The sequence below is a fragment of the Pseudomonas saliphila genome, from assembly GCF_008638345.1.
Lineage (GTDB): Bacteria > Pseudomonadota > Gammaproteobacteria > Pseudomonadales > Pseudomonadaceae > Halopseudomonas > Halopseudomonas saliphila.
This window is the reverse complement of the sequence record NZ_VTVA01000004.1, coordinates 106500-121406: the sequence shown is the minus strand read 5'-3', so window position 1 is coordinate 121406 and position 14907 is coordinate 106500. Positions and strand designations below refer to the sequence as shown.

12 protein-coding genes are annotated in these 14907 nt (G+C 59.2%); 9 read left to right on the top strand and 3 right to left on the bottom strand.

What is annotated here, in order from left to right:
• Positions 1 to 191: 191 nt before the first annotated feature.
• The 5 genes from FHK95_RS06110 to FHK95_RS06090 are packed head-to-tail and all read left to right on the top strand — an operon-like array spanning position 192 to position 6656.
• On the top strand, positions 192 to 1382 hold the full coding sequence (locus FHK95_RS06110; RefSeq protein WP_150303711.1) for an acyl-CoA dehydrogenase family protein: 1191 nt from the start codon (positions 192 to 194) through the stop codon (positions 1380 to 1382).
• A gap of 10 nt (positions 1383 to 1392) precedes the next feature.
• Positions 1393 to 2523, top strand: a complete 1131-nt coding sequence (locus FHK95_RS06105; protein WP_150303710.1) for an acyl-CoA dehydrogenase family protein — start codon at positions 1393 to 1395, stop codon at positions 2521 to 2523.
• Between the two features lie 29 nt (positions 2524 to 2552).
• Positions 2553 to 4274, top strand: coding sequence for a class I adenylate-forming enzyme family protein (locus FHK95_RS06100; protein WP_150303709.1), 1722 nt, complete (start codon positions 2553 to 2555; stop codon positions 4272 to 4274).
• On the top strand, positions 4267 to 5058 hold the full coding sequence (locus FHK95_RS06095; RefSeq protein ID WP_150303913.1) for an SDR family NAD(P)-dependent oxidoreductase: 792 nt from the start codon (positions 4267 to 4269) through the stop codon (positions 5056 to 5058). Before FHK95_RS06100 ends, FHK95_RS06095 begins: the two co-directional genes overlap by 8 nt.
• A 44-nt stretch (positions 5059 to 5102) precedes the next feature.
• On the top strand, positions 5103 to 6656 hold the full coding sequence (locus FHK95_RS06090; RefSeq protein WP_150303708.1) for an MFS transporter: 1554 nt from the start codon (positions 5103 to 5105) through the stop codon (positions 6654 to 6656).
• 356 nt (positions 6657 to 7012) lie between these two features.
• Here FHK95_RS06090 and FHK95_RS06085 read toward each other — a convergent pair whose 3' ends face one another.
• Genes FHK95_RS06085 through FHK95_RS06075 form a run of 3 tightly spaced genes read right to left on the bottom strand, consistent with a single transcriptional unit; the run spans position 7013 to position 11370 of the window.
• A complete protein-coding gene (locus FHK95_RS06085; RefSeq protein WP_150303707.1) occupies positions 7013 to 9136 on the bottom strand; it encodes an oxidoreductase in 2124 nt (707 codons plus the stop codon).
• Positions 9137 to 9190: 54 nt separating this feature from the next.
• Complete coding sequence (locus tag FHK95_RS06080; protein ID WP_150303706.1) at positions 9191 to 10030, bottom strand: alpha/beta fold hydrolase; 840 nt, start codon at positions 10028 to 10030, stop codon at positions 9191 to 9193.
• Between the two features lie 17 nt (positions 10031 to 10047).
• Positions 10048 to 11370, bottom strand: coding sequence for a spinster family MFS transporter (locus tag FHK95_RS06075; RefSeq protein ID WP_150303705.1), 1323 nt, complete (start codon positions 11368 to 11370; stop codon positions 10048 to 10050).
• 235 nt (positions 11371 to 11605) lie between these two features.
• On the opposite strand from FHK95_RS06075, the gene FHK95_RS06070 reads away from it, so the two are divergent.
• The 4 genes from FHK95_RS06070 to FHK95_RS06055 are packed head-to-tail and all read left to right on the top strand — an operon-like array spanning position 11606 to position 14900.
• The gene (locus FHK95_RS06070) at positions 11606 to 12340 is read left to right on the top strand and encodes an SDR family NAD(P)-dependent oxidoreductase (protein WP_150303704.1); all 735 of its coding nucleotides are present in this window, start codon (positions 11606 to 11608) and stop codon (positions 12338 to 12340) included.
• Positions 12341 to 12352: 12 nt separating this feature from the next.
• A complete protein-coding gene (locus tag FHK95_RS06065) occupies positions 12353 to 13126 on the top strand; it encodes an SDR family NAD(P)-dependent oxidoreductase (protein WP_150303703.1) in 774 nt (257 codons plus the stop codon).
• Between the two features lie 49 nt (positions 13127 to 13175).
• Positions 13176 to 13805, top strand: a complete 630-nt coding sequence (locus tag FHK95_RS06060) for a nuclear transport factor 2 family protein (RefSeq protein WP_150303702.1) — start codon at positions 13176 to 13178, stop codon at positions 13803 to 13805.
• Positions 13806 to 13814: 9 nt separating this feature from the next.
• Positions 13815 to 14900, top strand: a complete 1086-nt coding sequence (locus FHK95_RS06055) for an alkene reductase (protein WP_150303701.1) — start codon at positions 13815 to 13817, stop codon at positions 14898 to 14900.
• Positions 14901 to 14907: the final 7 nt, after the last annotated feature.

The following is a 14907-nucleotide window of genomic DNA, read 5'->3' as shown; positions in this document are numbered from 1 at the left end:
CAGCCAGCCAAACCAGGCTGACTACCGACAGATGGCTGTGGGCTATTATCCTGCGCAGTTAATTCATGGTGATGTGTCGTCCATCCGGACGACGCCAACCCTCCACCGGCTAATTAGAGTCGGCAAAGGTTTCCTAAAACCGAACCGACGCATGGTTTCGGGTTTGGTCAACGATGACAGGCGAGCGACTAATGAGCGATATAGAACAATTCCGCCAGGAGGTCCGCAGCTGGCTGGAAGCCAACTGCCCGGCTTCCATGCGAACCGCGATGCCCTCCGATGAGATGGTCTGGGGCGGACGCACCGTCGAATTCAAGAATGAAGACCAGCGTCTGTGGTTCGAGCGCATGCGCGACCGTGGCTGGTTCTGTCCGGACTGGCCAACCGAATACGGCGGTGGTGGCCTGAGCCCGCAGCAGCTGTCGGTGCTTGAAGCCGAAATGCGCCGTCTGCGGTGTCGGCCGCCGCAGATCAACCTGGGTATCTGGATGCTCGGCCCGGTGCTGCTGGAATATGCCAGCGAGGAACAGAAGCAGCAGTTTCTGCCACCCATGGCGCGCGGCGAGATCCGCTGGTGTCAGGGGTTTTCAGAGCCGAATGCCGGCTCGGATCTGGCGAGCCTGCGCACCAGTGCGGTCGAGGACGGCGACGAGTTCGTGATCAACGGCACCAAGATCTGGACCTCCTATGGCAACAAGTCCGACTGGATGTACGCCCTGGTACGCACGGGTCCGATGGTGCCCAAACAGGCCGGTATCAGCCTCGTTGTTCTGGATATGGCGTCTCCTGGCGTGACCGTGGCGCCGATAGATCTGATCAGCGGCAAGTCCAGCTTCTGTCAGGTGTTCTTCGATAATGTGCGCATTCCCAAGACCCAGCTGATCGGCGAACTCAACAAGGGCTGGGCGCTGGGCAAGGCGCTGCTGCAGCACGAGCGGCGCGCCATGTCCAAGTTCAGCGAGTTCGCGCTGCCCACGCATTTCGACATGCTTGAGCACCTGCAGCGCTATTTGCCTGACCCCCAGTCTCCCGCTGAAATCGTCCTGCAACAGCGCGCCGTTGCCTGCCTGATGGAAGAGCAGGCGTTCAGCCTGAGCAATCGCCAAATTGTGGAAGGAATGCGTGCGCGCCAGGACGTATCTGGCCTGGTAGCGATTTCCAAACTGGTGCACAGCGAACAGGAGCGCGAGAAATTCGAGCTGCTGCTCGAACTGATGGGGCATCAGGCAATGGGCTGGGAGGGTGAAGGCTTCAGTCAGCAGGAACTCGACCTGACCGGGTCCTGGTTGATGAGTTATGCCCAAACCATAGCTGGCGGTTCTTCGGAAGTGCAGCTCAATGTTATCGCCAAGCGGGTGCTTGGCCTGCCTGAGTCCAAATGAGGAGAGCGCCGTGAGTCTTATCTATAGCGACGAACAGCAGCAGTTACATGACAGCGCTCGCGATTTTCTTGCCGCTCGGTCACCGGTGGCGGTTCAGCGTCGGGTGCGCGACGAGCAGATTGCTGCGGGTTTTGATCCGCAGGTATGGCAAGGCATGATCGAGCTTGGCTGGAGTGCTGTTGCTTTCGCCGAAGACTATCAGGGTCTGGAATTCGGTTTCGGTGGTTTTGCACCTTTGTTCGAGCAACTCGGCCGGCATCTTGGTGCCTCTCCCTTATTGAGCAGCGTGGTGTTATGCGGCGCGCTAATGGAAGAATTGGCTAGCGAAGCGCAGAAGCAGGAGCTGATCCCGAAACTGATAAGCGGCGAGCTGCGCCTGGCGCTGGCGCTTGAGGAAAACGTCCGGCATGCACCAGATGACATCCGCACCACAGCCCAACTGGCGGGCGACGAACTGGTTTTGAACGGGCACAAAGCCCTGGTTGATGACGCGCTTGAAGCGGACGCCTGGCTGGTGGTGGCGCGTCTGGAGGACGGTTCAATCGGATTGTTCCAGGTGCCGGCCAATAGCGAGGGCGCACGCTGCTCTGCGCGTAGCCTGATTGATTCACGTAACCATGCCGCGCTGGTATTGGAAGATGTCCGCCTGGCCGCTAGCGCGCAACTGGGTTCGGCCGATATTACACAGGCGCTTGAACTGGCACTTGACCGCGGACGGGCCTGCCTGGCGGCCGAATTGCTCGGCATGGCCGAAACCGTCTTCGGGATGACAGTGGAGTATCTCAAGACCCGCGTACAGTTCGGCGCACCTATCGGCACCTTCCAGGCCCTGCAGCACCGCGCTGCCCGCCTATTTACTGATCTGCAATTGGCACGCAGCACGGTCATGGGTGCTTTCGAAGCGCTGGAGCAGCCTGGGTTGGCCGTTCCTGAACGGCGTCGTTTGGTCAGCCTGGCCAAGTGGAAATGTAATCTGGCCGCGCAGCGGGTCAGTAACGAAGGCATACAAATGCACGGCGGGATCGGCGTCACCGACGAATATGATGTGGGACTGTTCCTGAAGCGCATCCGCGTCGCGCAGGCTGCGCTTGGCAATAGTGATTTCCACTGTCAGCGCTACGCCGACAATCTGAACAAATAACGCACTACAACAAGAACAAGAGGTAGCCCATGGATACAGAACTGATCAATCAGTGGCGCATGTGCAGCCAGCAACTGCTGTCCGAGCAATCGCCTTTCGCCCTAGGTGAAGATGCCAATGGCAACAAGATATTCTGCAACGCACCGAGCAGCCTGATCGAAGCGATCCAGGCTGGGCGCCGTCATGGCGACGCGCCTTTTCTGCTATGGCAGGATCAACGGCTGAGCTTCAGCCAGTTTTTTGCCCTTGCCGACACGCTTACTGCTGCGCTGCAGCAGGAGTTGAAAATCCGCTCTGGCGAGCGCGTCGCTATTGCCATGCGCAATCGTCCGGAGTGGATGATCGGCTTCATCGCCTGCGTCCAGGCCGGAGCGATTCCGGTGCCCTTGAACAGCTGGGGATTGCATGACGAACTGCTGTACGCGGTGAAGGATGCGGGCGCCAGCGTAGTGATCTGTGACCAGGATCGTCTCAAGCAACTGGCCGGCAGCCTCGGACATACCCAAGTCATCGTCGTAGACGGCCCTGCGGACCCGGACATGGGTATACATGCATGGCAGGCGTTACTGGATCTGCCGCTTGCGCCGATGCAATTGGCGACTGCGGAGCCGGATCAGCCCGCGCTAATTCTGTACACATCGGGTACGACCAGCCGCGCCAAGGGCGTTGTATCAACGCACCGTGCTCTGGGGCAGGCACTTTTCAGCCTCGATTATCAAGCTGCCTTTGCTGGTATGACGTCGCCCGATCGCGTCAAGCCGATCATGGAGTCCGGGCTGCAGCCGACCGCGCTGCTGTGTGTCCCGTTATTCCACGTCAGCGGCTTGCACGCGCAGTTTCTGACCATGCTGCGCAACGGGCGGCGCATGGTGATCATGTTCAAGTGGGACCTCGAAGAAGCCCTGCGATTGATTGAGCAAGAGCGCTGCACCCAGTTCAATGGCGTCCCGGTCATGATGCATCAGCTGCTCAGCCATCCGCGTTTCAGTAGCGATGCTACGAAGACATTGTTCGGACTGGGTCTCGGTGGCGGTGCGTCGTCAAGGCCACTGCTGGATAAGGTATTGCACATCAAACCCATGGTGATGGCTGGCGCTGGTTATGGCATGACCGAAAGCAACGGCATCGGCGCAGCCCATTCCGGCGAGCAGTTTGTGAACTTTCCCGAAAGCGCAGGCTGGCCGTTGCCGCTGGTAGATATCGTTATCGGCGCATCGCCAGACAAGCCTTTACCCAGCGGCTCGCCTGGTCCGATCTGGCTGCGGTCCTCGGCCATGATGCAGGGCTACTGGAACCGACCAGAGGAGACAGAGCAGGCATTGGTCGACGGCTGGCTGTTCAGCGGCGACATCGGCTACCTCGATGAGCATGGCATGGTGTACATCACCGATCGTATCAAGGACATCATCATCCGCGGTGGTGAGAACATTTCTGCTCTTGAAGTGGAGCAGTGCGCAGCCGAGCACGCTGACGTCATCGAATCGGCCGTGTTCGCGTTACCGGATGTCGAGCTGGGCGAAACCGTTGCCATGGTGGCTCGCGTCAGCGCACCGGTGGAACCCGCCGAGCTACAGGCGTTCATGGCCCGCCATATGGCGGGTTACAAGGTACCAAGTACAATCTGGCTTACTGAACAGCCGCTCCAGCGAAACGCCACAGGGAAGCTGCAAAAGCAACTAATCCGGGATGCTTTCTTCGCAGGTGCCAAGGCAAAGCCACGCAATGACCACGCAGAAACATCACATGGGTAAGCTCGAAAACCGGGTCGCCATTGTCACCGGCGGCGCAGCGGGTATTGGTCGCGGCATAACCGAAGCCTTCGTACGTGAGGGGGCGTCGGTGCTGATGGCGGACGTGAACCAGGCTGCGGCTGCGGAGGCCATGGAGCATTTCGAGTCCCGTTACCCGGGACAGGTGCGCTCAGCCCAGGTGGATGTGACGAACAAGCAGAAAGTGCAGAGCATGGTGGCGGGCGCTATCGAAGCGTTCGGACGCCTGGATATTCTGGTGAATAACGCCTGGCGCGGTTCGGGCTTCGCGCGGCTGGAAGAGCAGAGCGACGAACAGATTCGCGGGGCTTTCGATATGGCGGTGATGGCTGCCTTCTGGGCCATGCAGGCTGCGCTGCCGGAGTTCCGGCGCCTGGGTGCTGGCAGGGTCATCAACCTGTGCTCGCTGAATGGCGTTAACGCCCATATGTACAGCGCCGACTATAACGCTGCCAAGGAGGCGCTGCGCACCCTGACCCGCACTGCGGCCCGAGAATGGGCGGCGGATCAGGTGTGTTGCAACGTCATTTGCCCTGGTGCCGCCAGCGACGCCTATCAGCGTTTCGCTCGTAACAATCCGGATAATGCTGCAGAGATCGCTAAAGCCAATCCCATGGGTCGGGTGGGCGATCCCCTGACCGATATAGCTCCAGTGGCCGTGTTTCTCGCCAGTGACGAGTGTCGCTACCTCACTGGTAACACCTTGTTTGTCGACGGTGGCGCACATATCAACGGCGTGCACTGGGCGCCCCAGCTCCGAAACTGAGCACCCAACGCACTTCAACCTCCAATAAAAGCAAAGAGGCGTTAATGAGCAAGCAAGCCAACCCCTGGGTAAGTTTTATTGCCCTGCTGTTCGCTACCTTTGTCACCATCGAAGCGGCGGCATTTCAGGCCCCGGTCCTGCCCAGTGTGACGGCGTTCTTCGGCATCCCGGTCAACCTGGCCGCACTGATATTGATTTCCTACTTCATTGCTGTGGCCGTGTTTGCACCCATGATGGGGCGTCTCGGAGATCAGCACGGCCGCCGGCGGATGGTAGTCATTGGGCTGGTCATCTTTGGTATTTCCGAGTTCCTGGCAGCCTGGGCGCCCAACTTCTGGATCTTCCTGTTTGCCCGTTTTCTTCAGGGTATGGGTGTCGCCTGTATCTTCCCGGCTGTATTCAGTTATGTGAATCGCCTATTTGCCGAAGAGAAACGTGGCATGGCGCTGGGGGTAATGATGTTTATCTGGACCCTGGGCGCGGCCACGGGTGGTTTGCTTGGTGGTCTGTTGATTGATTCATTTGGCTGGCAGAGTGTGTATATAGTCAGTGGTAGCCTGGCGTTAATTGGTTTGGTGCCGTTGTTGATCTGGGTACCGGAAAGCAAAGGCGAGCCGCCAGCAGGTCGATTTGACAGTCTGGGTGCGATGCTCCTCTTTATTACCATTGCGGCTTTATTGTCGCTGCCCACTTGGGCAGCCAATTTTGGTGGCAGCTCCTGGGTGACCTGGACGGTTGTTGCTGTTGGTGTGCTCAGTCTGACACTGCTGTGGCGCCATAGTGGCCGACAGCAGGCACCCATTCTGGACGTCAGTCTGCTTAAGGACCGTCGGTTCGCCGTACCCAGTGCCATTTACTGGATTCAGATGCTGATGAATAGTGGCATCATTTATTCATTGGCCTTCTTCATCAATGGCCGTCCCGGTGGCTCCGCCTCCCAGTTTGGCATGGTCACACTGGCCCTGTTTGGCTGCACGATGCTGGCCTCGCCCATCGTGGGCAAGTTGATTGATCGCTTCGAGCCCAAGCTGATTTCCATTCTGGCATTGTTGGGCAGCTTGCTGACCATGCTGTTCTTTGTGCAGATGGATACCGACGTGCCTCTGACTACCGTGCTGGTCATGGCGGGTTTTATCGGTGTCATGCTGGCGGCTAACAGCACAGCGCTGATGAAACTGGCACTAGGCGCGGTGCCGCCGCACAAGGCTGGTTCGGGATCCGGGCTTTTCAGCATGCTGCGTGACCTGGGATTGCCGACCGGTTCGTCCTTCGCGTTGGCCATTTTCGGCTTGTCGTCGGCTATGCATACGCGAAGGGTAGTTGAAGATACTGCAGAAGAGATGCAGTTGAGCGAGAGCCTGACAACGGAACTGCTCGCCGTAGCAGGCAGCAAGTCGGCGGAGCTGAGCACGGATTTGACTGCGGCCCTGTTGGCCACCGGCAATGAGATCGAACAGGTGCTGGAGCACATCAATGTCGCTTCCCTGGGTGGCGCGATCACCAATGTGGGCTATCTGATGCTGGTTATGTCAGTGCTAGCTCTGGCACTAACCCCCTGGCTGGCCAAGCGTAGGGATATTCAGGCTGTATCTGGTTAACCGGCAGACCCCGTGTGATTCAGCCAACCTTCGGGTTGGCTTTTTTCTGCACGCACGATGAGACTACCCTATAGCAGGATGGTACCCACCGGGCCAGCATTGCGACCGGCCCACGGGTTCCCTGGGGTTGGCGTGCGGCTCAGGCCGTGTTCGGAGGCGCCGACGGGGTCTGTTGTTACCGCGAATCTGGCATAGCGCAGGCGCGCTACACCCCAGGGCCGGCATCGTGTTGACGCGCAATCATGATGGACGCAAGGAAGCAGACAGGATCGCTGGTACAGGCTGTTGGCTAGAGAAGAGGCGTTACAGGCGGGGCGATCAGCGGGGTATCGGATCCGATACCCCGAACTGGTTGATCAGAGGGAAAGGACTGTTTCGGTAGCCGAGCGGATCGCGCCTTCGATATATCCCAACTCGTCGCAGTCGCCCAGACGGTGTACCGGTTTACCGCAGGCTGCCAGCTGTTCACTCAAGCTGTGATCCGGGCCAGCACCCAGGGCGAGGACCACCGAATCCATCATCACCTCATGGGCCTGACCTTCTGCATCCTGATAGCACACACGGTCACTGTCTATATGGGTGACCTCGGCCTGTTTATGCATGGCAACCTGGTGTTGAGTCAGGTTATCCAGCACACGCCAGCGGCGCACGATGGACAGTTCCCGTCCCAGGCTTTCGCTGGGTTCCAGTACGGTGACCTGGCGGCCGCGCTCTACCAGAAACTCCGCCAGCTCCAAACCCACCAGCCCACCACCAACAATCACTACCTTTTTGCCAAGCGGCATCCACAGTTTCGATAACTGCTTGAGCGCATCGGTGCTGTTGTTGGCGCCGGTCAAGCTGCCCGCTTTCATCAGGGCGCGCTGGCCCAGGGACAGCTTGGCTTTGGCGATTTCATCGGCCCGGTCGCCCGTCATCAGGCGCCGCAACTCATCACCGCTCCATACATGTTTGGCCGTTGCACCGGGGATATCGGGCGCAGCGCGCTTGGCCCCGTTGGCTACCAGAACATGATCGGGATTCAACTGTGCGATCAGTTCGGGCGTGGCAGCGGTACCGAGCTTGATGTCGATGGGCAGCTGCTTGACCTGATGTATCAGGTTGTCCAGCAGGGCGCCATTTTCCGGGTAGGCGAGGGCGGCGAAGAACAACGTGCCGCCGAGGCGACCACTGCGCTCTACCACCGTTACCCTATGTCCGCGCAAACTGCCCAGCCGTGCGGCCTCCAGGCCCGCTGGGCCGGCTCCGACGATCAGAATATGCTGAGGTTTTTCAGCTGGGGTTATCACCCGCTGCGACTCATGACCGGTAAAGGGGTTGACCGCACACTTCACCCGCTCATTGACGAAGATCTGGCTGACGCACACATAGCAGTATATGCAGGGGCGGATGGCGGCGGCATCATCGCGTGCCAGCTTGTTGGGTAATTCCGGATCGGCGAGCAGCTTGCGCGCCATGGCCACGAAGTCACACTGACCTTCGGCAATAGCCTTGTCAGCAGCATCGGGGGAGAGCCGCCCCACTGCGATTACTGGAATGCTCACCGCCTGCTTGACCTCGGCTGCCCAGTCCAGGAAGCCAGCCGGCTTTTGCACCAGTGGCGCTTCGGTGAAGGCCACCCCGTTGGTTGTCGCTGCATAGGCGGAGATGGATACGGCATCGGCACCCGCTGCCTCGGCCATGCTTGCGAACGCCTTGCATTCCTCCAGTGTAATGCCGCCCTCGGTATGCAATTCATAGGCGTCCAACCGAAGCCACACGCCGAAATCCTTGCCGGTGCGCCGCCGCGTTTCGTGCAGCACTTCGAGCATTAGCCGGGCACGGTTTTCCAGACTTCCGCCATACTCATCGTCCCGCTTGTTGTAGTAGGCGGACAGGAAACCAGCAATGATGTAACTGTGAGCTGCATGGATTTCGACGCCATCGAAACCGGCTTTCTGCGCCCGCTCAGCGGCGCTGGCAAACCACTCAATCATTTGCTCGATGTCGGGCTTGGCCATGATTCTGATGCCCGGGCTGGTTTTCGGCTTGCTGGCAGAGATAAAGGACCCTATCTCCTCGGGCGTCAGCGAGGCCATCATGTCGGTTTTGAACCGCGGAGGCATGGATGGCACCCAGAGCTCGCGCCCCTCTGCAAGGTCACGTGTCGCGGTTTTGCCGGCATGCTGTAGCTGCGCCGCTATCTTCGCACCATGCTTGTGAACCCGCTCCGCCAGGCGCGTGAGACCGGGCAAGTATTTATCGTCAGAAATCCCGACCTGGTACGGCTCGGCGGTTCCGGCTGGGTAGGCTATCGAGCACACGCCCATGATCAGCAAGCCAGCGCCGCCAGCAGCGCGGGCTTCGTAATAAGCCTGGATGCGCTCGCCGCAGCTGCCGTCCGACTCGGCGAAATTGGAGCCCATCGGGGCCATGATGATGCGGTTACGTAGTTCCAGACTGCCGAGCCTTGCTGGCCCCAGTAAGTGCGAATAGGTCATGAACGTTGAATCCTTGAGATCAGCACAGCACGCGCTGCGCCGATCAGACTGTTTTTATCCGTTGATCAGGAATTCGATACAGCTGCGATTGAATAACGCCTGATGCTCGACTTGCACCCAATGACCGCACCGGTTGAGCAGAATAAAGCGCGCATTGGGCGCGTTATCTAGAATCTTGAAGGCACCAGACGAGGGATTGAAGGCGTCATTGGTGCCCCAGAAACCCAGGATAGGCACGCTGATCTCATGCAGGCGTTCCGTCATGTTCGGCACCATCATGGTGGAGAACAGGTTGGCCGGCTGCAATGGCGCGACGGCGGCACGTTCCTGTAGCAGGGTTTCGTCCAGCTGGCTGCTGTCGAACAGTTGCAAGGTCATCACGTCGCGCATCTGCTCGACGCCCATGGGGCCTTGACCGAACACTTCTACCATGCGGACGATCCCCGGCATCTGGAAATAGGTCTCGCGTTCTTCGACACCGCCCGGCGCCATCAATACCAGCTTTTCCACGCGCTCGGGATAAGCCAGGGTGGCGCCCAATGCAATTGCACCGCCCAGCGAGTTGCCCAGCAAGGTACAGCGCGCAATACCGACGATATCCAGAAATTGCTTGAGATTGCTGACAAAGAAATCCAGATCATAATTCACGTCGGCTGGCTTATCTGAACGGCCGAAGCCCGGCAGATCCAGCACGATATTGCGGAAACCTGCTTTCTCGAATACGGGATAATTACCCTTGAAATTGCTGAACCCGCTTGCGCCGGGACCGCTGCCATGCAGCCAGAGCACGATCGGCCCGTCGCCGATATCGAGGTAGTGGAGGATGAGCCCGTTATCGAGCTTGGCGTATTTGCCGACAGGTAGGGGTAGATCCTGGTTGGTTGTGTTGGTCACGTTCTGGCTCCTGTGGTTTAAATCGTGGCGACGGCGTCAGGCAGTTCGTCTTGCGTGCCATCTACCTGGTCGCGGTATTTTGGAATGGCGATCGCCAGGCAAATGCACGGGATAAGCAGAATGCCTATGGTACTGGCCAGTGCATATCTCAAAGCCTCGGTGCCGATCGTTAATGCGAAAAGGTCGCTGAGAACGCCGACAACCAGCGGGCCCAGGCCGACGCCCAGCAGGGTTATGCCCATGAAGAAGATGGCCGTGCCTTGGGCCAGCTTGGTCGGCGGAAACAAATGGCTCATCGAGCCGAAGCACGGCACTGTCCACCAGGTAGCAAAGAAGGCAAACCCAAGGTAGAAAAGGAAAGCGGTTGGCACAGCCGTGCCGGCTATATAGAAAGCGGTGCCAGCTGGCCATAAGAAGAACAACAGACCAAAGGGAATGCTGATCGCCGTCCCGAGCAGCGCTGTGCCTAGCTGCCAACCGGTATTCTTCTTAACCATCCGGTCAGCAAACCAGCCGCAGGTCAGGGTGCCAATGACCGACGTCATGCCGCCGCCCAGTCCCATCAACGCACCGGCTTCGGTGATGCTGAGGTCGTGTGAGCGAATCAGAAAACTGGGGTTCCAGGTGCCGATCGCGTAGCCGGCAATGGCCGCCACGCTGCCTGCAACCACTATCAACAGATACGACGGAGTACTGATCAGGCTGTTGAAGGTTGTCAGGAAACTTTCCTGTGGCGCATCTGCAGCTGACTTTATCTGGTTGGGTGCACGTACGGTCAGGGCCAGCAACAGACCGAGCAACACACCAGGCGCACCGATAATGATGAATGCCCAGCGCCAGCCATAGGTGTCGGCAACCCAGCCACCCATACCGAGGCCGAATACGGCACCCAGGGCAGGTCCCATTAAAAACACTGCCAGGGCTCGCGAGCGCTGACTTGGTGGGTAGAGATCGGAAATCATTGCCACCGAAGGCGCGGACCCGCCGGCTTCGCCGACCGCCACGCCAATCCTGAATATCAGCAGCATGGTGAAACTGGTGGCCACGCCGCACAACACGGTCATGAAGCTCCATGCAATACAGGCCAAGGCAATCACCGGCTTGCGTCCAATGCGGTCGGACAGCCGGCCGAGCGGCAAACCGAACACCGTATAGAACAGCGCGAAGGCTACCCCGGTGAGTAATCCTATAAGGGTATCGGATACGCCGAACTCGAGTTTGATGGGCTCAATAAGGATCGAAACCAGCAGTCGATCGATGTAGTTGAAGATGTAAATCACGGCGAGCACGGCCAGTGCGTAATGCGTCCGCCAGGTGGTCCGGGTAGGAGAGGGGCTCAAGGGGCAGACTCCTTTAGTTTTTATTGCCCCGATGCTGTTCGCTTGACGCTAGCGAAGCATCGTCCATTCAGACCAGTGCGAAACCTGTGTCGCGTTTCTTCCGTGTGGACTTTTCACTCCGTCGAACGCTTTAGTCTCAACGGACGATGTTGCTCAGTTTCCAGCCATCAATCATAGCTGCAACCGTAACCAGGCTCTCATGGCCCCAATGGTCGAGTGTCAGTAAGGAGCAGCTATGAAACTTAATAACAAGATCGCTTTTGTCACCGGTGCCGCGCAGGGCATGGGCGCCGCTATTGTGCGCCAGTTCGTGGCCGAGGGTGCCGTGGTCTACGCAGCAGATATCAACGCTGATGCGATCAATGCCAGTGTTGCCGATCTGGGCGAACGTGCCCACGCGGTCGTGTGCAACGTGATGGATGAAGCCTCTGTGCAGGCTGCCATGCAGCGCATTACTGACGAGGCCGGGCGCCTCGACATACTGGTGAACAACGCCGGTACTGGTTCGGTGGACAGCTTCCTGGATACGCCGGTGGAAAACTGGGATCGCGTGCTGGGCGTTAACCTCAGAGGCACCTTCCTGTGCGCCCGCGAAGCCGCCCGACTGATGGTTTCCAAGGAAACCGCCGGCACCATCATCAACTTTTCCAGCACCGGCGCGTTAACCGGCGAAGGTCCCAGCCATTACGTGGCCTCCAAGGCCGGCGTCATGGGCCTGACCCGCAGCCTGGCACGTGAACTGGCGCCCAGCCGTATCCGCGTCAACACCATAGTGCCTGGTCCTACCGACACACCAATGATGGCCGGCATTCCTGACGAGTGGATGCAGGCGATGGTCGCTGCCATCCCGCTAGGCCGCCTCGGCCAGCCAGACGAAATTGCCCGCGCGGTGGTGTTCCTCGCCAGCGATGACGCCAGTTTCATCACGGGTCAGAACATCACCATCAATGGCGGCTCGGCCTTCATCTAAGGGGTAAATATCATGACTTTACGTATGCAGAACAAGATCGTTTTCATTACCGGCGGTGGCTCGGGAATTGGTGCCGCCACGGCGGAGCGTATGGCAGAAGAGGGCGCCACTGTAGTGATCTGTGGTCGCCGCGAAGAGCCCTTGCAGGGCGTGGTCGAAAAGATCAATGCCGCCGGCGGCAAGGCGGCGTATCGCGTCGCTGACGTAAGCAACGAGCAGCAGTTCGTTTCGGCCATCGAGTCGACCGCTGCTGAATATGGCCGTCTGGATGTCATGGTCAACAACGCGATGGCCTTCACCTGGGGCACCGTGGACGCCATGACCACTGAAGACTGGCACGCCAACTTCGCGACCACCGTGGACGGCACCTTCTGGGGCACCCGCACGGCGATGCAGATCATGAAGAAGCAGGGCGGCGGTTCCATCGTCAATCTGGCATCCATTTGCGGCGTATTCGGTACGGCCTGGATGTCCGGTTATTCCGCAGCCAAGGCGGCGGTTATCAACTTCAGCCGGGCTGTCGCTTCCGAAGGCGCGCCACTGAATATCCGCTGCAACGTCGTTGTTCCGGGTGTGGTCGCCACACCTGCTACAGCCGGCATGCTCGGCGATGACAAGGCCCGGACCAATACCGAAAAACTGATTCCCATGAAGCGCGTCGGCGAATCCGTCGAGCTGGCCAACGCGATCCTGTTCCTCGCCTCCGATGAGGCGTCCTACATAACCGGTGCAAGCCTGGCAGTGGACGGCGGTAGAGGTTCGGATCTGTACACCGTTATGGAGTAAGGGCGAGAGCCCGGCAGCTCGCGAGCAATCAGAAAAAAGGCGAAACCCGATGGATCAGAACAATCTTGCGCAACGTGTGGACCGGCTGGAATCGATAGAAGCGATCCGCCAGCTGGTGGGCAAATACTCGCTATCGCTGGATATGCGTGACCTCGATGCGCACGTCAATCTGTTCGCCCCGGACATCCGGGTCGGCAAGGAAACCTCTGGACGTGCGCACCTGAAAGCCTGGGTGGACGACACGCTCAGACACCAGTTCACCGGTACCTCGCACCACGTCGGTCAGCACATCATCGAATTTACCGATGCGGACAATGCCGTCGGCGTCGTCTATTCGAAGAACGAACATGAGACGGGTGCCGAGTGGGTAATCATGCAGATGCTCTACTGGGACGACTATCAGCGCATCGACGGGGAGTGGTTCTTCCGGCGTCGTTTGCCCTGCTACTGGTACGCGACCGATCTGAACAAGCCGCCGATCGGCGACATGAAAATGCGCTGGCCCGGCCGCGAACCCTATCCCGGCACCTTCCATGACCTGTTCCCCTCCTGGAAGGCGTTCTGGGCGCAAGCTCCGGCGCGCGACACCTTGCCTGAAGTTGCTGAGCCGGCACCGCTGGAACAGTTTCTACGCCAGATGCGCGGCAATACCCCTGCACCAAAAATCCGCGTGCGCTGAGGAGCCTCTATGAAACATCTATTCCAACCCGCGCGTTTCGGTGATCTGCAGCTTGCCAATCGCATCGTCATGGCACCGATGACGCGCAGCCGAGCGGACGACAAGGCGGTACCCACCGCGGTCATGGTTGATTATTACGCGCAGCGGGCAACGGCCGGACTGATCATCGCCGAAGGCACCTCGCCTTCGGCAGATGGGCTCGGATATTGCCGCACGCCGGCCCTCTATAACGCCGAACAGATTGCTGCCTGGCGTCAGGTGACGGATGCCGTACACGCCGCCGGTGGCCAGATTGTGGTCCAGCTGATGCACTGCGGTCGGGTTGCTTCCCGGCACAACAAGCCCGCCGGCAGCCGCACGGTGGGGCCGTCGAGCGTAGCAGCCGAAACCCAGTTGTTCACCGATACCGTCGGAATGGCTGATACCGAGCTGCCTGATGAACTGACCCGCGACGACATCGCAGCAGTGATTCAGGACTACCGGCAGGCGGCACTCAATGCTCGTGAAGCCGGGTTTGATGGCGTTGAACTGCACGGCACCAGCGGGTATCTGCCGATGCAATTCATGGCGGAGAACGCGAACCAGCGGACTGATGAATACGGTGGCTCGGTCGAGAATCGGGTGCGCTTCACGCTTGAAGTGCTGGCCGCGATGGCCGACGCCATCGGGCCTGGCCGGGTTGGCCTGAGACTGTGCCCGGGCAATAGCTACAACGATGCCCGTGACAGTGATCCTGCCGCCACTCTGTCCGCGTTGCTCAAAGCCATCGAAGGCATGGGACTGGCGTACCTGCATATGATGCGTGCGCACGTAAAGGGTTTGGATGCGTTTGCCATCGCCCGCGCAGGCTTCAGCGGCGCGCTGATCACCAACGACGGTTTTGAGCCCGACACGGCCGAGGCGATTATCGCTGACGGTGGTGCAGACGCAGTCTCTTTTGCGCGCCATTTCATCGCTAATCCCGATCTGGTCGAGCGCATTCGTCAGTACCAGCCACTTAGCAAATTTGACCGCAAGACGTTGTATTCACCCGGTTCGGCCGGGTATTGCGACTACCTCCCTTTTGATCAGACCCTCATGGAGAAGACCCCATGACTCAGTC

Excerpts from the sequence above, each read along its gene's own strand:
- FHK95_RS06110 (WP_150303711.1), top strand. The coding sequence starts at position 192 with ATGAGCGATATAGAACAATTCCGCCAGGAGGTCCGCAGCTGGCTGGAA.
- FHK95_RS06100 (WP_150303709.1), top strand. The coding sequence starts at position 2,553 with ATGGATACAGAACTGATCAATCAGTGGCGCATGTGCAGCCAGCAACTG.
- FHK95_RS06095 (WP_150303913.1), top strand. The coding sequence starts at position 4,267 with ATGGGTAAGCTCGAAAACCGGGTCGCCATTGTCACCGGCGGCGCAGCG.
- FHK95_RS06090 (WP_150303708.1), top strand. The coding sequence starts at position 5,103 with ATGAGCAAGCAAGCCAACCCCTGGGTAAGTTTTATTGCCCTGCTGTTC.
- FHK95_RS06085 (WP_150303707.1), bottom strand. The coding sequence starts at position 9,136 with ATGACCTATTCGCACTTACTGGGGCCAGCAAGGCTCGGCAGTCTGGAA.
- FHK95_RS06070 (WP_150303704.1), top strand. The coding sequence starts at position 11,606 with ATGAAACTTAATAACAAGATCGCTTTTGTCACCGGTGCCGCGCAGGGC.
- FHK95_RS06065 (WP_150303703.1), top strand. The coding sequence starts at position 12,353 with ATGACTTTACGTATGCAGAACAAGATCGTTTTCATTACCGGCGGTGGC.
- FHK95_RS06060 (WP_150303702.1), top strand. The coding sequence starts at position 13,176 with ATGGATCAGAACAATCTTGCGCAACGTGTGGACCGGCTGGAATCGATA.
- FHK95_RS06055 (WP_150303701.1), top strand. The coding sequence starts at position 13,815 with ATGAAACATCTATTCCAACCCGCGCGTTTCGGTGATCTGCAGCTTGCC.